The sequence below is a fragment of the Citrobacter sp. Marseille-Q6884 genome, from assembly GCF_945906775.1.
Classification (GTDB): Bacteria; Pseudomonadota; Gammaproteobacteria; order Enterobacterales; family Enterobacteriaceae; genus Citrobacter.
In genome coordinates, this window is record NZ_CAMDRE010000002.1 from 298,679 (window position 1) to 319,647 (window position 20,969).

Genomic DNA, 20,969 nt, shown 5'->3' on the forward strand with positions numbered 1-20,969 from the left:
GGCTTAAAAGATCATGAAAAAGAACCGTACTGCAAACCTGCACCATCTTTATCATGAAGTATTACCCGAAGACGTTAAACTGACGCCGAAAGTGGAGGTGGACAACGTTCACCAGCGGCGAACAACGGATGTGTATGAGCATGCTCTGACTATTACTGCCTGGCAGCAGATCTACGATCAGCTTCATCCGGGGAAATTTCATGGCGAGTTCACGGAAATCCTGCTCGATGATATTCAGGTGTTCCGTGAATACACCGGTCTGGCCTTGCGTCAGTCGTGTCTTGTCTGGCCGAATTCCTTTTGGTTTGGCATTCCGGCAACGCGCGGCGAGCAGGGTTTTATTGGTACCCAATGTCTTGGCAGCGCAGAAATCGCGACCCGCCCGGGAGGGACGGAGTTTGAACTGAGTACGCCGGACGATTACACCATTCTTGGCGTCGTGATCTCCGAAGAGGCGATTGCCCGTCAGGCCAACTTCCTGCATAACCCGGAAAGGGTGCTGCATATGTTGCGTAACCAGTCTGCGCTGGAAGTGAAAGAGCAACATAAAGCGGCGCTGTGGGGCTTTGTGCAGCAGGCGCTGGCCACGTTCAGCGAAAATCCGGAGAATCTTCGCCAGCCTGCGGTGCGTAAAGTGTTAGGCGATAACCTGCTGCTGGCAATGGGCACTATGCTGGAAGAGGCGCAGCCGATCATGACTGCCGAGAGCATCAGCCATCAGAGCTACCGTCGGCTACTGTCGCGTGCGCGTGAATATGTGCTGGAAAATATGTCTGAGCCGCTGACCGTGCTTGACCTGTGCAACCAGCTACATGTCAGTCGCCGTACGTTGCAAAATGCGTTTCATGCCATCCTCGGCATCGGACCTAATGCCTGGTTAAAACGCATTCGTCTGAATGCGGTGCGCCGTGAGCTTATCAGCCCGTGGTCACAGAGTACGACGGTAAAAGATGCTGCTATGCAGTGGGGATTCTGGCACTTAGGGCAGTTCGCCACCGATTACCAGCAGCTGTTTGCGGAGAAACCGTCACTGACTCTGCACCAGCGCATGCGCCAGTGGGCGTAATGGGCACCGGGGTGTGAATGTTGTGCCGGAGGCGACGCTTGCGCGTCTTATCCGGCCAGGGGAAAAGAGGGTCTGGGATCAGACCCAGTCGCGCACTTGAATAAAGTCGCTGAGGGCAGCTTCCGGGCTGTTCGCTTCAGGCTGCCAGTCATATTCCCACCGCACCAGCGGCGGCATCGACATCAAAATTGATTCGGTACGCCCGCCGGTCTGCAGGCCAAACAACGTACCGCGATCCCACACCAGATTGAACTCGACATAACGCCCACGCCGATAAAGCTGGAAGTTACGCTCACGCTCGCCCCAGCGCATCGCTTTTCGACGCTCAACGATAGGCAGGTAGGCATCGGTATACCCTTTGCCAATGGCCTGCATAAAGCTGAAACAGTGGTCGAAGTCAGGCGTATTGAGATCGTCAAAGAACAGACCGCCAATACCGCGCTGCTCATTACGGTGTTTGAGGAAAAAGTAGTCATCGCACCACTTTTTGTAACGCGGATAAACGTCTTCGCCAAACGGTAAACACAAATCGCGCGCGGTACGGTGCCAGTGAATGGCATCCTCTTCAAAGCCGTAGTAGGGCGTTAAATCAAAGCCGCCACCAAACCACCAGACGGCATCGGCTCCGGGTTTCTCAGCAATAAAAAACCGGACGTTAGCATGGCTGGTGGGAAGATAAGGATTGAGCGGATGCACAACCAGCGATACGCCCATTGCTTCAAAGCTGCGCCCGGCAAGTTCAGGTCGATGGGCGGTAGCGGAGGCGGGCATTGCGTCACCGTGAACGTGGGAGAAATTCACTCCCGCTTGTTCAAAGATTGAGCCGTTACGCAGCACCCGGCTGCGCCCGCCGCCACCCGCTTCGCGCTGCCAGCTGTCTTCAACAAATTCAGCGCCGTCTACGGCGGATAATTGCTGGCAAATATCATCCTGCAAACTGAGCAGGAACTGTTTCACGCGCTGTGCATCGGGCTTCATGATTAACGTTTCTTCGAATGTGCTTTCTGGTTATCAAACCAGTGGAAATAGCTGATGATGCCATTGGCGATAGCGGTGGCGATTTTCTGGCGAAACGCCGTCGTGCCCAGCAGCCTTTCTTCTTCCGGGTTGGTAATAAACGAGGTTTCAACCAACACCGAAGGAATTGAAGGTGATTTTAGCACCACGAAGGCGGCTTGTTCCGTACTGCGACTGTGCAGACGGTGCACCGGTTTGATTTTCTTAAGAATATGCGAACCCAGCGTCAGGCTGTTTTTGATGGTATCGGTCTGCACCAGATCGAACAGTACCTGCTGGAGCAAATGATCTTTATCGGTCGCCTTTTTTCCGGCGACTTCATCGGCGCGGTTTTCACGATCGGACAGATACTTAGCCATGGCGCTACTGGCTCCGCGATTGGATAAGGCAAAGACCGACGCACCCGCCGCGCTCGGATTCGTAAACCCGTCGGCGTGGATCGACATAAACAGATCGGCACCATGCTTGTGGGCAATCTCGACGCGGTCGTACAGAGGAATAAACGTATCGCCAGAGCGGGTCAGGCGGGCATCAATCCCCTGGTTGCGTAAAATGGAGCGCACGTTTTTGGCAATCGCCAGCACCACGTGTTTTTCCTTCGACCCGTTGCGGCCAATCGCACCGGTATCAATGCCTCCGTGACCAGGATCAAGGACAACCACGCGCTTGGCGCCTGATTTTTTTGCCTTCGGTTTGCTGTGACCATTGCTGGTTTTTAGCGCTTCTTCTTTTGCGATGGCTTGCGACATGCCTGACAGCGTCAGGGCGGCCAGCCCGGCTTTCAGCACCTGGCGGCGCGATGTGAGTGTTTTTAGTGGTTTAAAAGTGCTCATACGGCCTGAGTTGTAAAAATAATGTTCCAGACGTTATATCGTATCGCGTAGTCCGTTGCGACGGATCAGGATAAGAATTGTTTTACTTTTCATTTCAATACGTGACAGTTCCGTATTATGCCATTTTTTCTGCCGCTTCGCGTCAGATATTGGCTAAATCAGCGGTTCGCGCCATAATCGCTTTTTAACGTCCTGAAAAGGAAACCAATACCATGGAAATACGCGTTTTTCGCCAGGAAGATTTCGAAGAGGTGATCACCCTCTGGGAGCGCTGTGATCTGCTGCGTCCATGGAACGATCCCGAAATGGACATTGAACGTAAAGTGAATCACGACGTCAGCTTGTTCCTTGTCGCTGAAGTGAACGGTGAAGTGGTCGGCACGGTGATGGGTGGCTATGACGGTCACCGTGGTTCAGCCTATTATCTGGGCGTACATCCCGAATTTCGTGGCCGCGGCATTGCCAATGCGCTGCTCAACCGGCTGGAGAAAAAGCTCATTGCCCGCGGTTGCCCGAAGATTCAAATCATCGTGCGTGACGATAACGACGTCGTGCTGGGCATGTATGAACGTCTGGGATATGAACATAACGATGTGCTCAATCTGGGCAAACGCTTGATCGAAGATGAAGAGTACTGAGTTCCATCCCGCCGACTATGACGGTCATGGTCGCCTGCGTCTGCCTTTTCTCTTCTGGTGCGTGTTGCTGCTTCAGGCGCGAACCTGGGTGCTGTTTGTCATTGCCGGATCGTCCCGTGAGCAGGGCAACACATTACTGAATCTGTTTTACCCCGACCATGATGCATTCTGGCTGGGGTTACTTCCCGGCGTTCCGGCGGTGCTGGCATTTTTGCTCAGCGGGCGACGCTTTGCGTTTCCAGCATTATGGCGCGGATTACGCGGAGGGCTGATTCTGGCCCAACTGGTACTGCTCTGCTGGCAGCCGGTTTTGTGGTTTGGCGGAGATCCTGTTAATGGCGTGGGGCTGGCGCTGCTGGTGGCCGATATCGTCGCGCTGGTGTGGTTGTTAACCAATCAACGTCTGCGAGCCTGTTTTTCTCCCGAAAAAGAATAACGGCACTTTTCTGTGAAACCGGACTCAAAGCAGCGTCGATAAATAAGGAAGGAAGTGAAATGAAATCACTGCGTTTGACTTTATGCGCGATACCGCTGGTGTTGACCGGCTGCTCTACGCTTTCGTCGGTAAACTGGTCTGCCGCGAATCCATGGAACTGGTTTGGTTCTTCAACCGAGGTCACTGAGCAGGGCGTGGGTACGCTCACCGGCGCGACGACACTGGATGAAAAAACCATTGCTGATGCGCTGGATGGCGATTATCGCCTGCGCAGCGGTATGAAAACCGATAACGGCAACGTGGTGCGCTTTTATGAAGCAATGAAAGGCGACAAGGTGGCGATGGTGATCAATGGCGACCAGGGAACCATCAATCGAATTGATGTGCTGGACAGCGATATTTCGTCAGCAGCGGGTGTAGAAATCGGTACACCGTTTAGCGACCTTTACACTAAAGCGTTCGGACATTGCCAGAAAGCGACCGGGGACGACAGCGCCAGCGTTGAGTGTAAAGCTGAAGGAAGTCAACATATTAGCTATGTCTTTTCCGGTGACTGGAGCGGGCCTGAAGGTTTAATGCCGTCGGATGATACGCTGAAAGACTGGAAAGTAAGCAAAATTATCTGGCGGCGTTAATTTGCGTCTGAACAAATCGGCTTACTAAAAAACGGGTAGAATAGGACCATCAATGCCACGATGTCGTGGCAGCTTTTTTTCAGGAGGAACAATGTCTCAGGTTCAGAGTGGCATTTTGCCAGAACATTGCCGTGCGGCGATTTGGATTGAAGCCAATGTAAAAGGTGATGTCGAGGCCCTGCGTGCGGCCAGCAAAGCGTTTGCCGATAAGCTGGCAACCTTTGAAGCGAAATTCCCGGATGCGCATCTGGGGGCAGTGGTCGCATTCGGTAACAAAACCTGGCGTGCATTGAGCGGTGGCGTTGGCGCGGAAGAGTTAAAGGATTTTATCCCTTACGGTAAAGGCCTCGCGCCAGCAACCCAGTATGACGTGCTGATCCATATCCTTTCCCTGCGCCATGACGTGAATTTCTCCGTTGCGCAGGCAGCGATGGACGCGTTTGGCGACTGCATCGACGTGAAAGAAGAGATCCACGGTTTCCGCTGGGTAGAAGAACGCGATCTGAGCGGTTTTGTGGATGGCACGGAAAACCCGGCAGGGGAAGAAACGCGCCGTGAAGTTGCGGTCATCAAAGATGGCGTCGATGCTGGCGGCAGCTATGTGTTCGTACAGCGTTGGGAACACAATCTCAAGCAGCTTAACCGCATGAGCATCCACGACCAGGAGATGATGATCGGTCGTACCAAGGAAGCCAACGAAGAGATCGACGGCGATGACCGTCCAGCGACTTCTCACCTGAGCCGTGTGGATCTCAAAGAAGAAGGTAAAGGGCTGAAGATTGTTCGCCAAAGCCTGCCGTACGGTACCGCCAGCGGTACGCACGGTCTCTACTTCTGCGCTTACTGTGCGCGTCTGTACAACATCGAACAACAACTGTTGAGCATGTTCGGCGATACCGACGGTAAACGTGATGCCATGCTGCGTTTCACCAAACCGGTGACCGGCGGTTACTACTTCGCGCCGTCCCTGGATCGTCTGTTGGCGCTGTGATATTGCCTTGCCGGATAGCGGCGTGAACGCTGTATCAGGCCTACGCGCAAATCCCCATCCCCGCACGCGCGGGGATTTTTTTATCTGAGATTAACCTGATTTAGTGAGCTATTCCTCAGCACCAATTTGTTATTGCTGTATCTTCTGCGTTAATGGAGTGTAAGGCTCCATAATCAAAAGGAGAAGATTGAAATGGGAAAACTCACGGGCAAAACAGCATTGATTACAGGCGCATCTCAGGGCATTGGCGAAGGGATCGCCAGAACGTTTGCACGCCATGGCGCGAACTTAATCTTGCTGGATATCTCCGATGAGATTGAAAAACTGGCGGATGAACTGGGAGGACGTGGTCATCGTTGTACAGCGGTTCACGCAGACGTCAGAGATTTTGCTTCCGTTGCGGCGGCGGTAGCACGTGCGAAAAAGAGTGAAGGCAAAATCGATATTCTGGTCAACAATGCGGGCGTATGTCGCCTTGGCAGCTTCCTTGAAATGAGCGATGAAGATCGCGACTTCCATATTGATATCAACATCAAAGGTGTCTGGAACGTCACGAAAGCCGTTCTGCCGGAGATGATTGCGCGTAAAGACGGACGCATCGTGATGATGTCATCCGTGACCGGTGATATGGTGGCCGATCCAGGCGAAACGGCGTATGCATTGTCGAAAGCTGCGATTATCGGCTTAACCAAATCCCTGGCCGTGGAATATGCGCAGTCCGGCATTCGCGTCAATGCCATTTGCCCTGGCTACGTACGCACGCCGATGGCGGAAAATATTGCGCGTCAGTCCAACCCGGACGATCCTGAATCGGTATTAACCGAAATGGCGAAAGCGATCCCGATGCGTCGTTTGGCATGCCCGCTCGAAGTTGGCGAACTGGCGGCGTTCCTGGCATCGGATGAGTCCAGCTATTTAACTGGCACGCAAAACGTGATTGATGGCGGCAGTACCCTGCCTGAAAGCGTGAGCGTTGGCGTCTGACCGACGCCTGTCTCCTCCCCGCGACTGGGGGGGAGGTACCCTTATTCTCTTTTCAACTTTCAAATCATCAAACGGTATATAAAACCGTTACTCCTTTAGCACTCGTTATAAATATGATGACCAATAGAAAGTCATTTAATTTATAAGGGTGCGCAATGGCCGTTAACTTACTGAAAAAAAGAAATCTGACGCTGGCGGCACTGCTGTTGCTGGTGGGTCAGGCGCAGGCAACGGAACTGCTGAACAGTTCATACGATGTCTCCCGCGAGCTGTTTGCCGCCCTTAACCCGCCGTTTGAGCAGCAATGGGCGAAGGATAATGGCGGCGATGCGCTGACGATAAAACAATCTCATGCCGGGTCATCAAAACAGGCGCTGGCGATTCTGCAGGGGTTAAAAGCTGATGTCGTGACCTATAACCAGGTGACAGATGTGCAGATCCTGCATGACAAAGGAAAATTAATTCCAGCGGACTGGCAGTCGCGTCTGCCAAATAACAGCTCGCCATTCTATTCCACCATGGGCTTCCTGGTTCGCAAGGGTAATCCGAAGAATATCCATGACTGGAACGACCTGGTCAGAACCGATGTGAAGCTCATTTTCCCGAACCCGAAAACCTCCGGTAATGCGCGTTATACCTACTTAGCGGCATGGGGCGCGGCGGATAACGCTGACGGTGGCGATAAAGCCAAAACCGAACAGTTTATGACGCAGTTTCTGAAAAATGTTGAGGTATTTGATACCGGCGGCCGCGGTGCGACGACGACGTTTGCCGAGCGTGGTCTGGGCGACGTACTGATCAGCTTTGAATCAGAAGTGAACAACATTCGTAAGCAGTATGAAGCGCAGGGGTTTGAAGTCGTTATCCCGAAAACCAATATTCTTGCTGAATTCCCGGTCGCCTGGGTGGATAAAAACGTCCAGGCCAATGGCACCGAAAAAGCGGCGAAGGCGTATTTGAACTGGCTCTACAGCCCGCAGGCACAGACCATCATTACGGATTACTACTACCGTGTGAACAACCCGGAAGTCATGAATAAGCTGAAAGATAAATTTCCGCAGACAGCGCTGTTCCGCGTAGAGGATAAGTTTGGCTCATGGCCGGAAGTCATGAAAACCCACTTCACCAGCGGCGGTGAGTTAGACAAGCTGTTAGCGGCGGGGCGTAAGTAAATGTTTTCTGTTTCTTCCCGGCGCGTGCTGCCCGGCTTTACCTTAAGCCTGGGCACCAGCTTACTGTTTGTCTGCCTGATATTGCTGCTGCCGCTCAGTGCGCTGGTAATGCAACTGGCGCAAATGAGCTGGGCGCAATACTGGGATGTGATTACCAATCCACAGGTTGTGGCGGCCTATAAAGTGACGCTGCTGTCAGCGTTTGTGGCATCCATTTTTAACGGCGTTTTCGGTCTGTTGATGGCGTGGGTCTTAACCCGCTATCGCTTTCCGGGACGTACGCTGCTGGATGCGCTGATGGATTTACCGTTTGCGCTGCCAACGGCGGTGGCCGGTTTAACGTTGGCTTCTCTGTTCTCGGTCAACGGGTTTTACGGCGAGTGGCTGGCGAAGTTTGATATCAAAGTGACGTACACCTGGCTCGGTATTGCGGTGGCGATGGCTTTTACCAGTATTCCGTTTGTCGTTCGTACCGTGCAGCCGGTACTGGAAGAGTTAGGCCCGGAGTATGAAGAAGCGGCGGAAACGCTGGGCGCAACCCGCTGGCAGAGTTTTCGCAAAGTGGTTTTACCGGAGCTTTCCCCGGCGCTGGTTGCGGGCGTTGCGCTCTCTTTCACCCGTAGTCTGGGCGAGTTTGGCGCCGTTATCTTTATCGCCGGGAACATCGCCTGGAAAACGGAAGTGACCTCGCTGATGATTTTTGTTCGCTTGCAGGAGTTTGACTACCCGGCCGCCAGCGCGATCGCTTCGGTGATCCTCGGTGCGTCGTTGTTGCTGCTGTTTTCGATTAACACCCTGCAAAGTCGCTTTGGGCGACGTGTGGTAGGTCACTGATGGCCGAGATAACGCAATTGAAACGCTATGGCGCACCCCGTATCAACTGGGGTAAATGGTTTCTGATCGGCACGGGGATGCTGGTGTCTGTGCTCATCCTGCTGGTGCCGATGATCTATATCTTCGTGCACGCGTTCAGCAAAGGCCTGATGCCGGTGTTACAGAACCTGGCCGATCCGGACATGCTGCATGCCATCTGGCTGACGGTACTGATTGCGCTGATTGCGGTGCCGGTGAACCTGGTGTTTGGCGTGTTGCTGGCCTGGCTGGTGACCCGCTTTAACTTTCCTGGACGCCAGTTGCTGTTGACGTTGCTGGATATCCCGTTTGCCGTGTCGCCGGTTGTGGCTGGTCTGGTCTATCTGCTGTTTTACGGCTCTAACGGTCCGCTCGGTGGCTGGCTGGATGAACACAACCTGCAGGTCATGTTCTCGTGGCCGGGCATGGTGCTGGTCACCATCTTCGTGACGTGTCCATTTGTGGTGCGAGAGCTGGTGCCGGTCATGCTAAGCCAGGGCAGTCAGGAGGATGAGGCGGCGATCTTACTTGGCGCCTCCGGCTGGCAGATGTTCCGTCGCGTGACGTTGCCTAATATCCGCTGGGCGCTGCTTTATGGCGTGGTGCTGACCAATGCTCGCGCAATTGGCGAGTTTGGCGCGGTATCGGTGGTATCCGGTTCGATTCGCGGCGAAACGCTGTCGCTGCCGTTACAGATTGAATTACTGGAGCAGGACTACAACGCCGTCGGCTCCTTTACCGCCGCGGCGTTATTAACGCTGATGGCGATCGTTACCTTGTTTTTGAAGAGCATGCTGCAATGGCGTCTGGAGAACCAGGAAAAACGCGCGCAGCAGGAGGAAAATCATGAGCATTGAGATTGCCAATATTAAGAAGTCTTTTGGTCGCACCCAGGTGCTGAACGATATCTCACTGGATATTCCTTCAGGTCAGATGGTCGCGCTGCTGGGGCCTTCCGGCTCGGGTAAAACCACGTTGCTGCGCATTATTGCCGGGCTGGAGCATCAGTCCAGTGGGCATATCCGTTTTCACGGTACTGACGTCAGTCGTCTGCATGCCCGTGACCGGAAAGTCGGTTTCGTCTTTCAGCATTACGCCCTGTTTCGCCATATGACCGTCTTCGACAATATCGCGTTCGGTTTGACGGTATTGCCACGTCGCGAGCGTCCGAATGCCGCGGCGATTAAAGCGAAGGTCACTAAATTACTGGAAATGGTGCAACTGGCTCATCTGGCGGAACGCTTCCCGGCGCAGCTTTCCGGTGGGCAAAAACAGCGTGTTGCACTGGCGCGTGCGCTGGCGGTAGAGCCGCAGATCCTGCTGCTTGATGAACCCTTCGGCGCGCTCGATGCGCAGGTGCGTAAAGAACTGCGTCGCTGGCTGCGTCAGTTACACGAAGAGCTGAAGTTCACCAGCGTGTTTGTGACACACGACCAGGAAGAGGCGACGGAAGTGGCTGACCGCGTGGTGGTGATGAGTCAGGGGCATATCGAGCAGGCTGATGCGCCGGATCAGGTATGGCGCGAACCGGCAACCCGCTTTGTGCTGGAATTTATGGGCGAGGTTAATCGCCTGCAGGGGACGATTCGCGGTGGGCAGTTCCATGTGGGCGCGCATCGTTGGCCGCTGGGCTATACGCCTGGGTATCAGGGACCTGTCGATTTGTTCCTGCGCCCATGGGAAGTGGATGTGAGCCGCCGTACCAGCCTGGATTCTCCTTTGCCTGTCCAGGTACTGGAAGCCAGCCCGAAAGGTCACTACACCCAATTAGTTGTGCAGCCGCTGGGGTGGTATAACGAACCGCTGACGGTGGTGATGCAGGGCGATGATACCCCGAGCCGCGGCGAGCGGCTGTTTGTCGGGCTGCAAAATGCGCGTCTGTATCATGGCGATCAGCGCATTGAAACGCGTGAAGCGGAGCTTGCTCTGGCAGAATCGGCCTGATAGCTTAATTCGTATGTTTATCGCCCGGAGGCGCATTCCGCGATCCGGGCTTTTTTATGGACAGTGCTCGTGAACACATTAGAACAAACAATTGGCAATACACCTCTGGTCAAACTGCAACGCCTTACGCCGGATAACGGCAGTGAAATTTGGGTCAAGCTGGAAGGGAATAATCCGGCGGGATCGGTGAAAGACCGGGCGGCGTTATCGATGATCGTCGAAGCGGAAAAGCGCGGGGAGATTAAGCCAGGCGACGTGCTGATTGAGGCAACCAGCGGGAATACCGGTATTGCGCTGGCAATGATTGCGGCATTGAAAGGCTACCGCATGAAGCTGCTGATGCCGGATAACATGAGTCAGGAGCGACGTTCGGCAATGCGTGCTTATGGCGCTGAACTGATTCTGGTCAGCAAAGAGCAAGGAATGGAAGGCGCCCGCGATTTGGCACTGGAAATGGCTGAGCGCGGCGAAGGAAAGCTGCTCGATCAGTTTAACAATCCCGATAATCCGTATGCGCATTACACGACCACCGGGCCAGAAATCTGGCAGCAGACCTCAGGCCGCATTACGCATTTTGTCTCCAGTATGGGCACCACAGGCACCATTACGGGCGTGTCGTGTTTTCTGCGCGAACAGGAAAAACCGGTCACAATTGTTGGCCTGCAGCCGGAAGAAGGGAGCAGTATTCCCGGCATTCGCCGCTGGCCTGCGGAATATATGCCCGGCATTTTTAACGCCGCGTTGGTCGATGAAGTTTTAGATATTCATCAGAACGATGCAGAAAACACCATGCGTGAACTGGCGGTGCGTGAAGGCATTTTCTGCGGCGTCAGCTCGGGCGGTGCCGTGGCCGGTGCGATGCGGATTGCAAAAGCGAATCCGGGAGCGGTGGCGGTGGCGATCATCTGCGATCGTGGCGACCGCTATCTTTCAACGGGGGTCTTTGGCGAAGAACACTTTAACCAGGGTGCCGGGATTTAACGTCGTTAAGAGATGCCAGATCGTCGCAGCGCCATCCGGCATCTCTGTCCATTACCCGCGGTGTTTCTCTACCAGCAGGTCGAGGAACTGCCAGAGTTTTTCATTCATCTGCTGATAATCCCATTCACGCATTTCAGCCACTGAGCGAATAAAACGCTTTCCTTTCGCCTCGGCCAGTTCCTGCTCCGAGTGCAGTATCAGGCCTTCTACCGCTTCAGCGGTGAACTCCATATGACACTGGAAGCCATAGACAAAATTACCGTATTGCACGATTTGACGCGGACAGCCTTCGCTTGTCGCGAGGATTGTCGCCTGGTCTGTCAATCCCGGCATATCATTGTGCCAGTGACCGACCATCAACGGCGAACCAAAGTGGGCAATAAGCGGATGTTGCTTGCCCGCTTCCGTCAGCGTAATGGGGTAATGACCAATCTCTTTTTCCGGGCTTTGGCACACTTTCGCACCCAGCGCTTCACCAATCAGCTGTGAACCTAAACAGATCCCAACTACAATTTTACGGGCGGAAACGGCCTGGTTGATTAGGTGTTGTTCGGCCTGAGAGTCAAAATACGGGCACTCTTCACGCGTGGTGCGTGGTGACTGCGGACCCCCAAACACGACCAGCATATCGAAACCCTCTGCATTGGCGGGAACCGCTTCTCCGGCGTAAACGCGCGACCAGCTGAGGGTATAACCACGCTCTGTGGCCCATGGCAGGTAAGCGCCAGCAGATTCAAATGACTCATGAATAACAAAGTGAACTCGCACGTTTTCTCTCCTGTTAGCGCTGCAGCGCCTGATGGATATCAGCCGCCAGCTTAGTCATATCGCTGTCCTCTAATGTTGACAGCGTAATGCGCAGACCGTGTGAAGGGGTGTTAAGGCCGAACACTTCACCTTCACGTACCAACCAGCCTGATTTCGCCAGCGCGAAGGCAAGCGGCTGGCTATGTTTTTCCAGTGGTAGCCACAGGTTCAGGCCATCACCGGCATGTACCTCAATCCCCTGTAGTCTGAGGGCGTGGGCAAGTTTTTGTTGTTGAGCGGCATAAAACTGCTGAGTCTGTGCCAGAGAGCGCTGATATTCATCGTCGCTCAGGCAGGCGCAGACTAAGTCCTGTAACAGATGGCTGACCCACTGGCTGCCGGAATTGAGTCGTAAGCGAAGTTTAGCGGAGGTAGCCGGGTCGCTGGCGACGATCGCAAGGCGCAGATCAGGGCCTAACGTTTTTGACATTGACCGGATCACGGCCCAATGTTTGGTTTGCGCCGAAATCACCGGATGCCAGCGGGAAGCGGACAGCAGGGCAAAGTGATCGTCAATAATCACCAGTGTTTGCGGATACTTTGCCAGGAGCGCCTGCAGGCTGGCTGCACGGGCCGCGCTCAGGCTACATCCTGTCGGATTGTGCGCACGCGGGGTGAGAATGACCGCCCGCGCCCCATTCTCCAGTGCACGCTCCAGCATCTCCGGCTGCATGCCTTCGGTGTCCACATTGACCGGGCTGGCGGTAAATCCGGCATAACGCAGCATATTGATGCTGCTCAAAAAGCAAGGGTCTTCAACGGCAACGCTGTCGCCGGGCAGCAAATGTGCGCACAGCAGACGTTCAATGGCATCAATGGCACCGCTGGTGATATCAATTTCGCCTGTACCCGGTAGCGCATCCTGCATCCAGTCTGTTGCCCATGCCTTCAGACCCGGCGACACTGCGGTATCGCCATACAAACGCGGATTCTTATTTATTTGCGCGAAATAACGACTGAGATCGGGCAGACGTGCGGGGGCAGGGTTGCCGCCGGACAGATCGGTCAGAGGCGTGTCCGGGTTACTCCCCTCAAGTGCGATGGGGGAGTCCATACTCTTTACTGCCGTACCGTTTCGCCCCTGACTGAGCGCCAGCCCGGAAGTCACCAGCCGTTTATATGCCGCTGCGACAGTGTTGCGGTTGACGTTCAACGCCGCAGCCAACTCTCGCACCGGCGGCAGCGTTTCTCCAGGCGACAGGAGGCCTGTGGAGATATGTTGGCGGACACTGTCAAAAATTTCGTTAGCGGTTTTTCCGTCGATCATTATTGACCTATGACAAAATGAATTTTAGCATATGACGATAATAGTGGGGTGTTAGCCCGCTGTCCAGCGAGAGGAGAGGGTAATGGAGCAGGAGAGTGAAATACAGTCAGTGCTCTTCGACGACAAGCATCGGGCGTTACAGACCGATATCGTCGCCGTCCAGTCACAGGTGGTGTATGGCAGCGTAGGCAACAGTATTGCTGTCCCAGCCATCAAAGCGCAGGGGTTACGGGTGACGGCGGTCCCCACGGTGTTATTCAGTAATACCCCACATTATGAGACTTTCTACGGCGGCGTTATCCCGGCTGACTGGTTTAGTGGTTATCTCAGCGCATTAAATGAGCGCGACGCCTTGCGTGAACTCAAAGCGGTGACCACGGGATATATGGGCAGCGCGGAGCAAATCGTTCTGCTTGCACAGTGGCTGAAAACCATTTTGGTTACGCATCCTGGCCTGTGCATTTTGGTCGATCCGGTCATCGGTGATACGGACAGCGGTATGTATGTGAAGGCCGAAATCCCGGAAGCTTATCGCAACTACCTGCTACCCCTGGCTCAGGGATTGACGCCGAATGTGTTTGAACTGCAAATGTTGAGCGGAAAACCGTGTCGTACCCTTGATGAAGCGATTACGGCGGCAAAATCGCTGCTTTCTGACACGCTCAAATGGATCGTGATCACCAGCGCGCCCGGGGAAACTCAGGAGGTCATCAACGTCGCGGTAGTGACGGCTGAAACGGTTGAGGTATTCACGCATCCGCGAGTGAAAACTGATCTTAAGGGAACCGGCGATCTGTTCTGTGCTGAACTGGTGAGTGGGATTGTGACAGGGAAATCACTCACCGCAGCGACACACGATGCCGCGCAGTGTGTGCTGGAGGTCATGACATGGACGCACCAGTGCGGCTGTGATGAGTTAATTCTGCCACCGGCAGGGGAGGCGCGATGAAGAGTTATCGGCTGGTGGTTCGCCAGCATGGGCGTATGGTTGGCCATTTTGATACCAGTGGGACAGACGCGCTGGAAGATATTTGCGTGGCGCGGGCCATGTTTGGTATTGCCGGAGGATACGACTGCGAATTGCTGGTTGCTGACTCGGAAAAACGGATGCTGGAAAGCGGACCGGAAGGGATGAAAATCCTGATGCGCGAGAAGTGTTATCGCCCGGTGACATCTGCCCTGTAATACCGGATGTGAAGTGGATAAAAAAATGGCGCCAAACGGCGCCATTCTTCACTGCTGCGGCAAGAATTACTTCTTGATGCGGATAACCGGGGTTTCACCCACAGTCACGCTACCGGACAGTTTGATCAGCTCTTTGATTTCGTCCATGTTGGAGATAACAACCGGAGTCAGGGTAGACTTGGCTTTCTCTTCCAGCAGCGGCAGATCGAATTCAATTACCGGGTCACCGACTTTTACGCGTTGACCTTCTTCAGCGATACGTTTGAAGCCTTCGCCTTTCAGTTCAACGGTATCAATACCGAAGTGAACAAACAGCTCAATGCCGCTATCAGATTCGATAGAGAACGCATGGTTGGTTTCAAAGATTTTGCCGATGGTGCCATCAACAGGGGCAACCATTTTGTTACCGGTTGGTTTGATAGCGATGCCATCACCAACGATTTTTTCAGCAAAAACTACATCCGGCACGTCTTCGATGTTGACGATCTCGCCAGAGAGCGGAGCAACAATCTCAATAGTTCCGGTGTCTTTCTTATCATCAGAAACCAGAGATTTCAGTTTATCGAACAAACCCATGATCTTCTCCTAAGCAGTAAATTGGGCCGCATCTCGTGGATTAGCAGATTGTTTTTTCTTCAATGAACTTGTTAACCAGCGTCATTAACTCGTCCGTTGTCGGTTGAGCAAGAGCCTGCTCTGCTAACACCTTCGCATCTTCGAAGTTCGTGTTACGGATAATCTTCTTAATGCGCGGGATAGAAATGGCGCTCATAGAGAATTCGTCCAGACCCATCCCCAGCAACAGAAGTGTAGCACGTTCGTCGCCTGCAAGCTCACCACACATGCCGGTCCATTTGCCTTCAGCATGAGAAGCATCAATAACTTGCTTGATCAGCGTCAGAACAGATGGCGACATCGGTTGGTAAAGGTGTGAAATCATATCATTACCACGGTCAACTGCCAGGGTGTACTGCGTTAAATCATTGGTACCGATACTAAAGAAATCGACTTCTTTGGCTAAATGACGTGCAATCGTTGCCGCAGCAGGTGTTTCCACCATCACGCCAATCTCGATGCTTTCGTCAAATGCTTTACCTTCGTCACGCAGTTCCTGTTTGTAGATTTCAATCTCTTTGCGCAGTGCACGCACTTCTTCAACAGAGATGATCATCGGGAACATAATGCGCAGTTTGCCGAAAGCAGAGGCACGCAGGATAGCGCGAACCTGGTCACGCAGGATCTCTTTACGATCCATCGCGATACGCACGGCACGCCAGCCCAGGAACGGGTTCTCTTCTTTCGGGAAGTTCATGTACGGCAGTTCTTTATCGCCGCCAATGTCCATGGTACGTACGATAACAGCCTGAGAGCCACAGGCTTCTGCAACGGCTTTATACGCAGCAAACTGTTCTTCTTCAGTCGGCAGCGATTCACGATCCATGAACAGGAATTCGGTGCGATACAGACCTACGCCTTCTGCGCCATTGCGCTCAGCGCCTTCAACGTCGCGAACGGTACCGATGTTGGCGCAAACTTCTACCTGATGACCGTCCAGCGTGATAGCCGGCAGATCTTTCAGTTTAGCGAGTTCCGCTTTCTCGGTCGCAACCTGCTCCTGAACGGCACGCAGTTGCTCGATAACGTCGTTGGTTGGGTTGACGTAAACCTGGTTGTTTACGGCATCCAGAATTAAATAGTCGTCGTTTTTCACCTGAGAGGTGACGCTACCGGTACCTACGATGGCAGGCAGTTCCAGAGAACGCGCCATAATGGAGGTATGGGAGGTACGTCCACCCGCGTCAGTGATGAAACCCAGCACCTTTTGCAGGTTCAGCTGTGCGGTTTCTGACGGCGTCAAATCAGCGGCAACCAGAATCACTTCGTCCTGGATAGCGCTCAGGTCGATAATTGCCAGACCCAGGATGTTACGCATCAGGCGTTTACCGATGTCACGTACGTCAGCCGCACGTTCTTTCAGGTATTCATCATCCAGCTCTTCCAGGGCTGTGGCCTGACCTTCGATAATTTCATGCGCAGCTGCGTCAGCCGTCATGTGCTTATCTTTAATCAGGGCTATGATTTCCTGCTCCAGCTCCTCATCTTCGAGCAGCATGATATGCCCTTCAAAGATGGCTTCTTTTTCTTCACCGAACGTTTCACCAGCTTTGGTTTTGATCGCTTCCAGTTGCGCAGATGCCTTGGCACGACCGCTCAGAAAACGTTCAACTTCCTGATCAACCTTGTCGGCAGAAATTTTTTTCCGGTCAATGACGATTTCGTCTTCTTTCAGCAGCAGTGCTTTGCCGAAAGCGATACCCGGGGATGCTAAAATGCCTGAAATCATAACCCTACCTTACTTGTGACTGATATTTAAAAGAACTCGTTGAACTTACTCGAGTTCAGCCATCAGTTTAACCAGATGTTCAACTGCTTTCTGTTCGTCTTCGCCTTCTGCGGAAAGGGTAACAACGGTTCCCTGAGTCAGGCCCAGAGTCTGCAGTTTAAACAGGCTTTTTGCGCTGGCGCTTTTGCCGTTGGAAGTCACAGTAATTTCAGAAGAAAAGCCTTTTGCTTCTTTAACAAACTGAGCAGCAGGGCGAGTATGCAGACCGTTCGGAGCGGTAATGGTAACTTCTTGCTGGAACATTATATTTCCCCAACTTATAGGTTTAGTGTTGTGGAACTAAAGTCTAGCCTGGCGGCTCAACTTTAGCCTGTATTGTTAGCATCGGCGTAAACTGGACGCGACACAAAAGGAGTTCGGTGCAATCCGTTGCTGGCAACTTCTTGCCGCTGACGTTTCGTTCGTCATTAAACATTATGCCGCGAAAGGAAGAGTTGAACCAAATCATAAAATCGATTCAGCTATCGCTTTTCCTGTAACGATTAATTTCGCGCATCAAAATAATTAGTTTGGTTAAATACCAGTTCCGGCAGGCTGAATCAATGCCAGGTGAGGTGAAACTTTGAAGCAGGCCACAAAAAAGCACCCAAAAGGGTGCTTTTTTACGCGTTATTAACATGCTGGCATTACTGTTGCAGTTCTTTCTCTGTGAAGAGATCGGCAAACAGTGCAGTGCTCAGATAACGCTCACCCGATGACGGTAGAATAACCACTATATTCTTATTGGTAAAGGTTTCATCTTCCTGCAGCTTAAGCGCAGCAGCAACAGCAGCCCCGGAAGAGATCCCCGCCAGAATACCTTCTTCTTCCATCAAACGACGCGCAGTAGAGATCGCCTCATCGTTGGTGATGGCGACAACTTTATCAATAAGCTTCAGATCGAGGTTGCCCGGAATGAAGCCTGCGCCAATACCCTGAATTTTGTGCGGGCCTGGTTTCAGCTCTTCACCTGCCAGGGCCTGGGCGATAACCGGAGAATCGGTAGGTTCGACGGCAACGGTGATTAAATCCGTTTTACCTTTCGTCCCTTTGATGTAGCGGGTCACGCCGGTCAGCGTACCGCCGGTACCGACGCCGGAGATAAACACGTCAATCTGACCATCGGTGTCTTCCCAGATTTCCGGGCCGGTGGTTTTTTCGTGGATTTCCGGGTTGGCCGGGTTGCTGAACTGCTGAAGCAGCAGGAATTTGTCTGGATCGCTGGCCACAATCTCTTCGGCCTTCTGAATCGCGCCTTTCATTCCTTTTGCGCCTTCCGTCAGAACCAGATTGGCGCCCAGCGCTTTCAGCAGCTTACGGCGTTCAATGCTCATGGTCTCCGGCATGGTCAACGTGAGCTTGTAGCCACGTGCTGCGGCAACATACGCCAGCGCAATCCCGGTGTTTCCGCTGGTGGGTTCCACCAACTCTACACCCGGTTTCAGTACGCCACGTTTTTCGGCATCCCAAATCATATTGGCACCGATACGGCATTTGACGCTAAAGCTCGGGTTGCGTGATTCCACCTTCGCCAGAATGCGTCCGTTACCGATACGGTTCAGTCGAACCAGCGGCGTATGACCGATAGTCAGCGAGTTGTCTTCAAAAATCTTACTCATGGCCTGTCCTTAACTGTATGAAATTAGGATACCGCTTCAGCATACCTGTTGAGAAAGTATGGGGAAGTAAGGAATTCGCATATCTATATGCTGAAGGGAAATAATAGACACCAGTATGGAATAAGGGGCGGCATAAGCCACCCCTGTTTTACACACTTTTGCATTACTTCCATAACGCATGTTTAGCACGATAGCAGTCAACCCACATCGCCGTGGCGCCGCATACCGCAACCGGCATGATGAACAGATTGAGCACCGGAATCATGGTGAACAAGCTGGTCAGTGCGCCAAACTGCATATTGGTGACTTTGCGTGTGCGCAGAGCCGTGCGCATCTCTTTAAACGGAACTTTGTGGTTATCGAACGGGTAATCGCAATACTGAATGGCCAGCATCCATGCGCTGAATAAGAACCACAGTACCGGTGCGATAGTTTGCCCAATCCCTGGAATAAAGTAGAGGATCAACAATACAAGGGCGCGCGGGAGATACCAGGCCAGCTTCTGCCATTCACGCTTCATTATCCGTGGCACATCTTTCATGATGCCGAAAACGCCGACATCCGGCGGAGTTGCGCCCGTTAAACGCGCTTCCAGTTGTTCTGCCAGCAAACCGTTAAACGGCGCGGCAATCCAGTTGGCAAGCGTGGAGAAAAAGTAACCAAACACCAACAGCACGGAAAGCGTTATAATCGGCCACAGGAGATAGCTAAGCCATTGCAGCCAGTCCGGGACATGACTCATCAGTGAAGGGATCCAGCTATCCAGTTGGCTGAATAGCCACCAGAATGCACCGCCCATCAGGAGGATATTGACCAGCAGAGGTAAGATGACAAAGCGACGGATCCCAGGCTGGGTGATGAGCTTCCATCCCTGAGAGAAGTAATAAAAACCGCTGCGTGATATAACTGCAGATGATGAAACCATAGTCAGGATATGCTCCGTATTATATAAACCCCTGGGTAAACTTTGCTTATCTTACTCGGTTGTCGAGCATAGGCCAGTTCGGAAATGTTCGAAAAAACAGCAAAAAGCACGATTTTATTCATCTTTATGCAGTGAAAGTCGAGAGTGCACTTGCACTTGACGTAATCGACAAATACTCTTAGTAAGTAAATGTTTGCCGTGGTGGCAAGGTGTTAGAACAACAGAGAATATAATGATGCAGGATTTGCGTCTGATATTAATCATTGTTGGCGCGATCGCCATAATCGCTTTACTGGTACATGGTTTCTGGACTAGCCGTAAAGAACGGTCTTCTATATTCCGCGATCGCCCACTGAAACGCATGAAGTCTAAACGTGATGACGAGGATTCGTTCGACGACAACGTCGAGGAAGACGAAGGCGTGGGCGAAGTTCGCGTGCATCGTGTGAATCATGCTCCCGGCAATGCTCAGGAACATGGCGTTCCTCCTCAGTCGCCGCAACACCAGTACCAGCCGCCGTATGCGTCTGCTCAGCCGCGTCAACCCGCGCAGCAGCCCGCTGAAGCGCAGGTACCGCCGCCGCATGTTCAGCAGCCTCATCAGCCTGTACAACATCAGCAGCCTCAGCAGCCGGTACATCAGCCGATGCAGCCGCAGCCTGTCGCTCCGCAGGTTCAGCCTACAGCGCAGCCAGTGCAGCAAGCCCCGCAAACTTTCCAGCCAGCGGAGCCGGTTGTTGAGTCGCAACCACAGCCTGAACCGGTGGTCGAAGAAGCGCCGGCAGTTGCTGAAAAACCGCAGCGTAAAGAAGCGGTGATCATTATGAACGTCGCGGCCCATCACGGCAGTGAGCTTAACGGTGAAGTCCTGCTGAGCAGCATTCTGCAGGCTGGCTTTAAATTTGGCGATATGAATATCTTCCATCGTCATCTCAGCCCGGATGGCAGTGGCCCGTCGCTGTTCAGCCTTGCTAACATGGTGAATCCGGGAACCTTTGATCCTGAGATGAGCGGTGATTTCACAACGCCAGGCGTCACTATCTTTATGCAGGTGCCATCCTACGGAGATGAGCTGCAAAACTTTAAGCTGATGCTGCAGTCCGCGCAGCACATTGCCGATGAAGTCGGTGGTGTGGTGCTCGACGATCAACGTCGAATGATGACGCCGCAGAAACTGCGCGAGTATCAGGACCGCATCCGCGAAGTGAAAGAATCTAACGCCTGATTTTTTTCT

The 20,969-nt window shown here is 53.1% G+C and carries 23 protein-coding genes; 14 read left to right on the top strand and 9 right to left on the bottom strand.

The features are described 5' to 3' along the window. Nucleotides 1-13: 13 nt before the first annotated feature. Complete coding sequence (gene eutR, locus N7268_RS16375; RefSeq protein ID WP_198903396.1) at nucleotides 14-1,066, top strand: HTH-type transcriptional regulator EutR; 1,053 nt, start codon at nucleotides 14-16, stop codon at nucleotides 1,064-1,066. A 78-nt stretch (nucleotides 1,067-1,144) separates the two neighbouring features. On the opposite strand, the gene hemF is transcribed toward eutR, so the two are convergent. Further along, nucleotides 1,145-2,044: an oxygen-dependent coproporphyrinogen oxidase gene (gene hemF, locus N7268_RS16380; protein WP_260863718.1), complete on the bottom strand. Its 900-nt coding sequence runs from the start codon at nucleotides 2,042-2,044 to the stop codon at nucleotides 1,145-1,147. Between the two features lie 2 nt (nucleotides 2,045-2,046). After that, nucleotides 2,047-2,916, bottom strand: coding sequence for an N-acetylmuramoyl-L-alanine amidase AmiA (amiA, locus tag N7268_RS16385; RefSeq protein ID WP_191228355.1), 870 nt, complete (start codon nucleotides 2,914-2,916; stop codon nucleotides 2,047-2,049). Between the two features lie 212 nt (nucleotides 2,917-3,128). Here amiA and N7268_RS16390 point away from each other — a divergent pair, with 212 nt between their 5' ends. The 10 genes from N7268_RS16390 to cysM all read left to right on the top strand — a co-directional run bounded on the left by N7268_RS16390 (nucleotide 3,129) and on the right by cysM (nucleotide 11,549). Continuing rightward, on the top strand, nucleotides 3,129-3,554 hold the full coding sequence (locus N7268_RS16390) for a GNAT family acetyltransferase (RefSeq protein WP_198903399.1): 426 nt from the start codon (nucleotides 3,129-3,131) through the stop codon (nucleotides 3,552-3,554). Then, the gene (locus N7268_RS16395) at nucleotides 3,541-3,990 is read left to right on the top strand and encodes a DUF2919 domain-containing protein (RefSeq protein ID WP_260863719.1); all 450 of its coding nucleotides are present in this window, start codon (nucleotides 3,541-3,543) and stop codon (nucleotides 3,988-3,990) included. Before N7268_RS16390 ends, N7268_RS16395 begins: the two co-directional genes overlap by 14 nt. 59 nt (nucleotides 3,991-4,049) lie before the next feature. Next, nucleotides 4,050-4,625: an RpoE-regulated lipoprotein gene (locus tag N7268_RS16400; RefSeq protein ID WP_198903401.1), complete on the top strand. Its 576-nt coding sequence runs from the start codon at nucleotides 4,050-4,052 to the stop codon at nucleotides 4,623-4,625. 91 nt (nucleotides 4,626-4,716) lie between these two features. Beyond that, nucleotides 4,717-5,616, top strand: coding sequence for a Dyp-type peroxidase (locus tag N7268_RS16405; RefSeq protein WP_260863720.1), 900 nt, complete (start codon nucleotides 4,717-4,719; stop codon nucleotides 5,614-5,616). A 192-nt stretch (nucleotides 5,617-5,808) separates the two neighbouring features. Further along, on the top strand, nucleotides 5,809-6,600 hold the full coding sequence (gene ucpA / locus N7268_RS16410) for an SDR family oxidoreductase UcpA (protein WP_260863721.1): 792 nt from the start codon (nucleotides 5,809-5,811) through the stop codon (nucleotides 6,598-6,600). Between the two features lie 155 nt (nucleotides 6,601-6,755). Beyond that, entirely contained in the window at nucleotides 6,756-7,772 is a 1,017-nt protein-coding gene (gene cysP / locus N7268_RS16415) for a thiosulfate/sulfate ABC transporter substrate-binding protein CysP (RefSeq protein WP_260863722.1), read from the top strand. Beyond that, nucleotides 7,773-8,606 carry a sulfate/thiosulfate ABC transporter permease CysT gene (gene cysT, locus N7268_RS16420; protein ID WP_260863723.1) on the top strand — a complete coding sequence of 278 codons (834 nt, stop codon included), beginning with the start codon at nucleotides 7,773-7,775 and terminating at the stop codon, nucleotides 8,604-8,606. It abuts the gene before it with no gap. Next, complete coding sequence (gene cysW / locus N7268_RS16425) at nucleotides 8,606-9,481, top strand: sulfate/thiosulfate ABC transporter permease CysW (protein ID WP_260863724.1); 876 nt, start codon at nucleotides 8,606-8,608, stop codon at nucleotides 9,479-9,481. The genes cysT and cysW overlap by 1 nt, the downstream gene beginning before the upstream one ends. Then, nucleotides 9,471-10,568 carry a sulfate/thiosulfate ABC transporter ATP-binding protein CysA gene (cysA, locus tag N7268_RS16430; RefSeq protein ID WP_198903407.1) on the top strand — a complete coding sequence of 366 codons (1,098 nt, stop codon included), beginning with the start codon at nucleotides 9,471-9,473 and terminating at the stop codon, nucleotides 10,566-10,568. The genes cysW and cysA overlap by 11 nt, the downstream gene beginning before the upstream one ends. Nucleotides 10,569-10,637: 69 nt before the next feature. Further along, nucleotides 10,638-11,549, top strand: a complete 912-nt coding sequence (gene cysM, locus N7268_RS16435) for a cysteine synthase CysM (protein WP_260863725.1) — start codon at nucleotides 10,638-10,640, stop codon at nucleotides 11,547-11,549. Between the two features lie 51 nt (nucleotides 11,550-11,600). On the opposite strand, the gene N7268_RS16440 is transcribed toward cysM, so the two are convergent. Both N7268_RS16440 and ptsJ read right to left on the bottom strand, forming a co-directional pair. After that, complete coding sequence (locus N7268_RS16440; RefSeq protein WP_260863726.1) at nucleotides 11,601-12,317, bottom strand: type 1 glutamine amidotransferase; 717 nt, start codon at nucleotides 12,315-12,317, stop codon at nucleotides 11,601-11,603. 13 nt (nucleotides 12,318-12,330) lie between these two features. Beyond that, nucleotides 12,331-13,623: a transcriptional regulator PtsJ gene (ptsJ, locus tag N7268_RS16445; protein ID WP_260863727.1), complete on the bottom strand. Its 1,293-nt coding sequence runs from the start codon at nucleotides 13,621-13,623 to the stop codon at nucleotides 12,331-12,333. Nucleotides 13,624-13,705: 82 nt separating this feature from the next. Between ptsJ and pdxK the strand changes: the two genes are divergently transcribed. Both pdxK and N7268_RS16455 read left to right on the top strand, forming a co-directional pair. Continuing rightward, entirely contained in the window at nucleotides 13,706-14,572 is an 867-nt protein-coding gene (pdxK, locus tag N7268_RS16450) for a pyridoxine/pyridoxal/pyridoxamine kinase (protein ID WP_260863728.1), read from the top strand. Next, nucleotides 14,569-14,808 (top strand): cytoplasmic protein, encoded by a 240-nt coding sequence (locus tag N7268_RS16455; protein WP_198903412.1) that lies wholly within the window; start codon nucleotides 14,569-14,571, stop codon nucleotides 14,806-14,808. Before pdxK ends, N7268_RS16455 begins: the two co-directional genes overlap by 4 nt. A 66-nt stretch (nucleotides 14,809-14,874) precedes the next feature. Here the strand turns inward: N7268_RS16455 and crr are convergent, their stop codons facing one another. From crr to cysZ, 5 genes are all read right to left on the bottom strand, one after another. Continuing rightward, the gene (gene crr / locus N7268_RS16460) at nucleotides 14,875-15,384 is read right to left on the bottom strand and encodes a PTS glucose transporter subunit IIA (RefSeq protein ID WP_000522253.1); all 510 of its coding nucleotides are present in this window, start codon (nucleotides 15,382-15,384) and stop codon (nucleotides 14,875-14,877) included. A 40-nt stretch (nucleotides 15,385-15,424) separates the two neighbouring features. Next, the gene (gene ptsI / locus N7268_RS16465) at nucleotides 15,425-17,152 is read right to left on the bottom strand and encodes a phosphoenolpyruvate-protein phosphotransferase PtsI (RefSeq protein ID WP_260863729.1); all 1,728 of its coding nucleotides are present in this window, start codon (nucleotides 17,150-17,152) and stop codon (nucleotides 15,425-15,427) included. A 45-nt stretch (nucleotides 17,153-17,197) separates the two neighbouring features. Next, nucleotides 17,198-17,455, bottom strand: coding sequence for a phosphocarrier protein Hpr (gene ptsH, locus N7268_RS16470; protein ID WP_043017126.1), 258 nt, complete (start codon nucleotides 17,453-17,455; stop codon nucleotides 17,198-17,200). 383 nt (nucleotides 17,456-17,838) lie between these two features. Continuing rightward, nucleotides 17,839-18,810 carry a cysteine synthase A gene (cysK, locus tag N7268_RS16475; RefSeq protein ID WP_260863730.1) on the bottom strand — a complete coding sequence of 324 codons (972 nt, stop codon included), beginning with the start codon at nucleotides 18,808-18,810 and terminating at the stop codon, nucleotides 17,839-17,841. Between the two features lie 163 nt (nucleotides 18,811-18,973). Beyond that, complete coding sequence (gene cysZ / locus N7268_RS16480; RefSeq protein WP_198903415.1) at nucleotides 18,974-19,735, bottom strand: sulfate transporter CysZ; 762 nt, start codon at nucleotides 19,733-19,735, stop codon at nucleotides 18,974-18,976. 232 nt (nucleotides 19,736-19,967) lie between these two features. Between cysZ and zipA the strand changes: the two genes are divergently transcribed. Continuing rightward, nucleotides 19,968-20,960: a cell division protein ZipA gene (gene zipA, locus N7268_RS16485; RefSeq protein ID WP_260863731.1), complete on the top strand. Its 993-nt coding sequence runs from the start codon at nucleotides 19,968-19,970 to the stop codon at nucleotides 20,958-20,960. Nucleotides 20,961-20,969 lie beyond the last annotated feature (9 nt).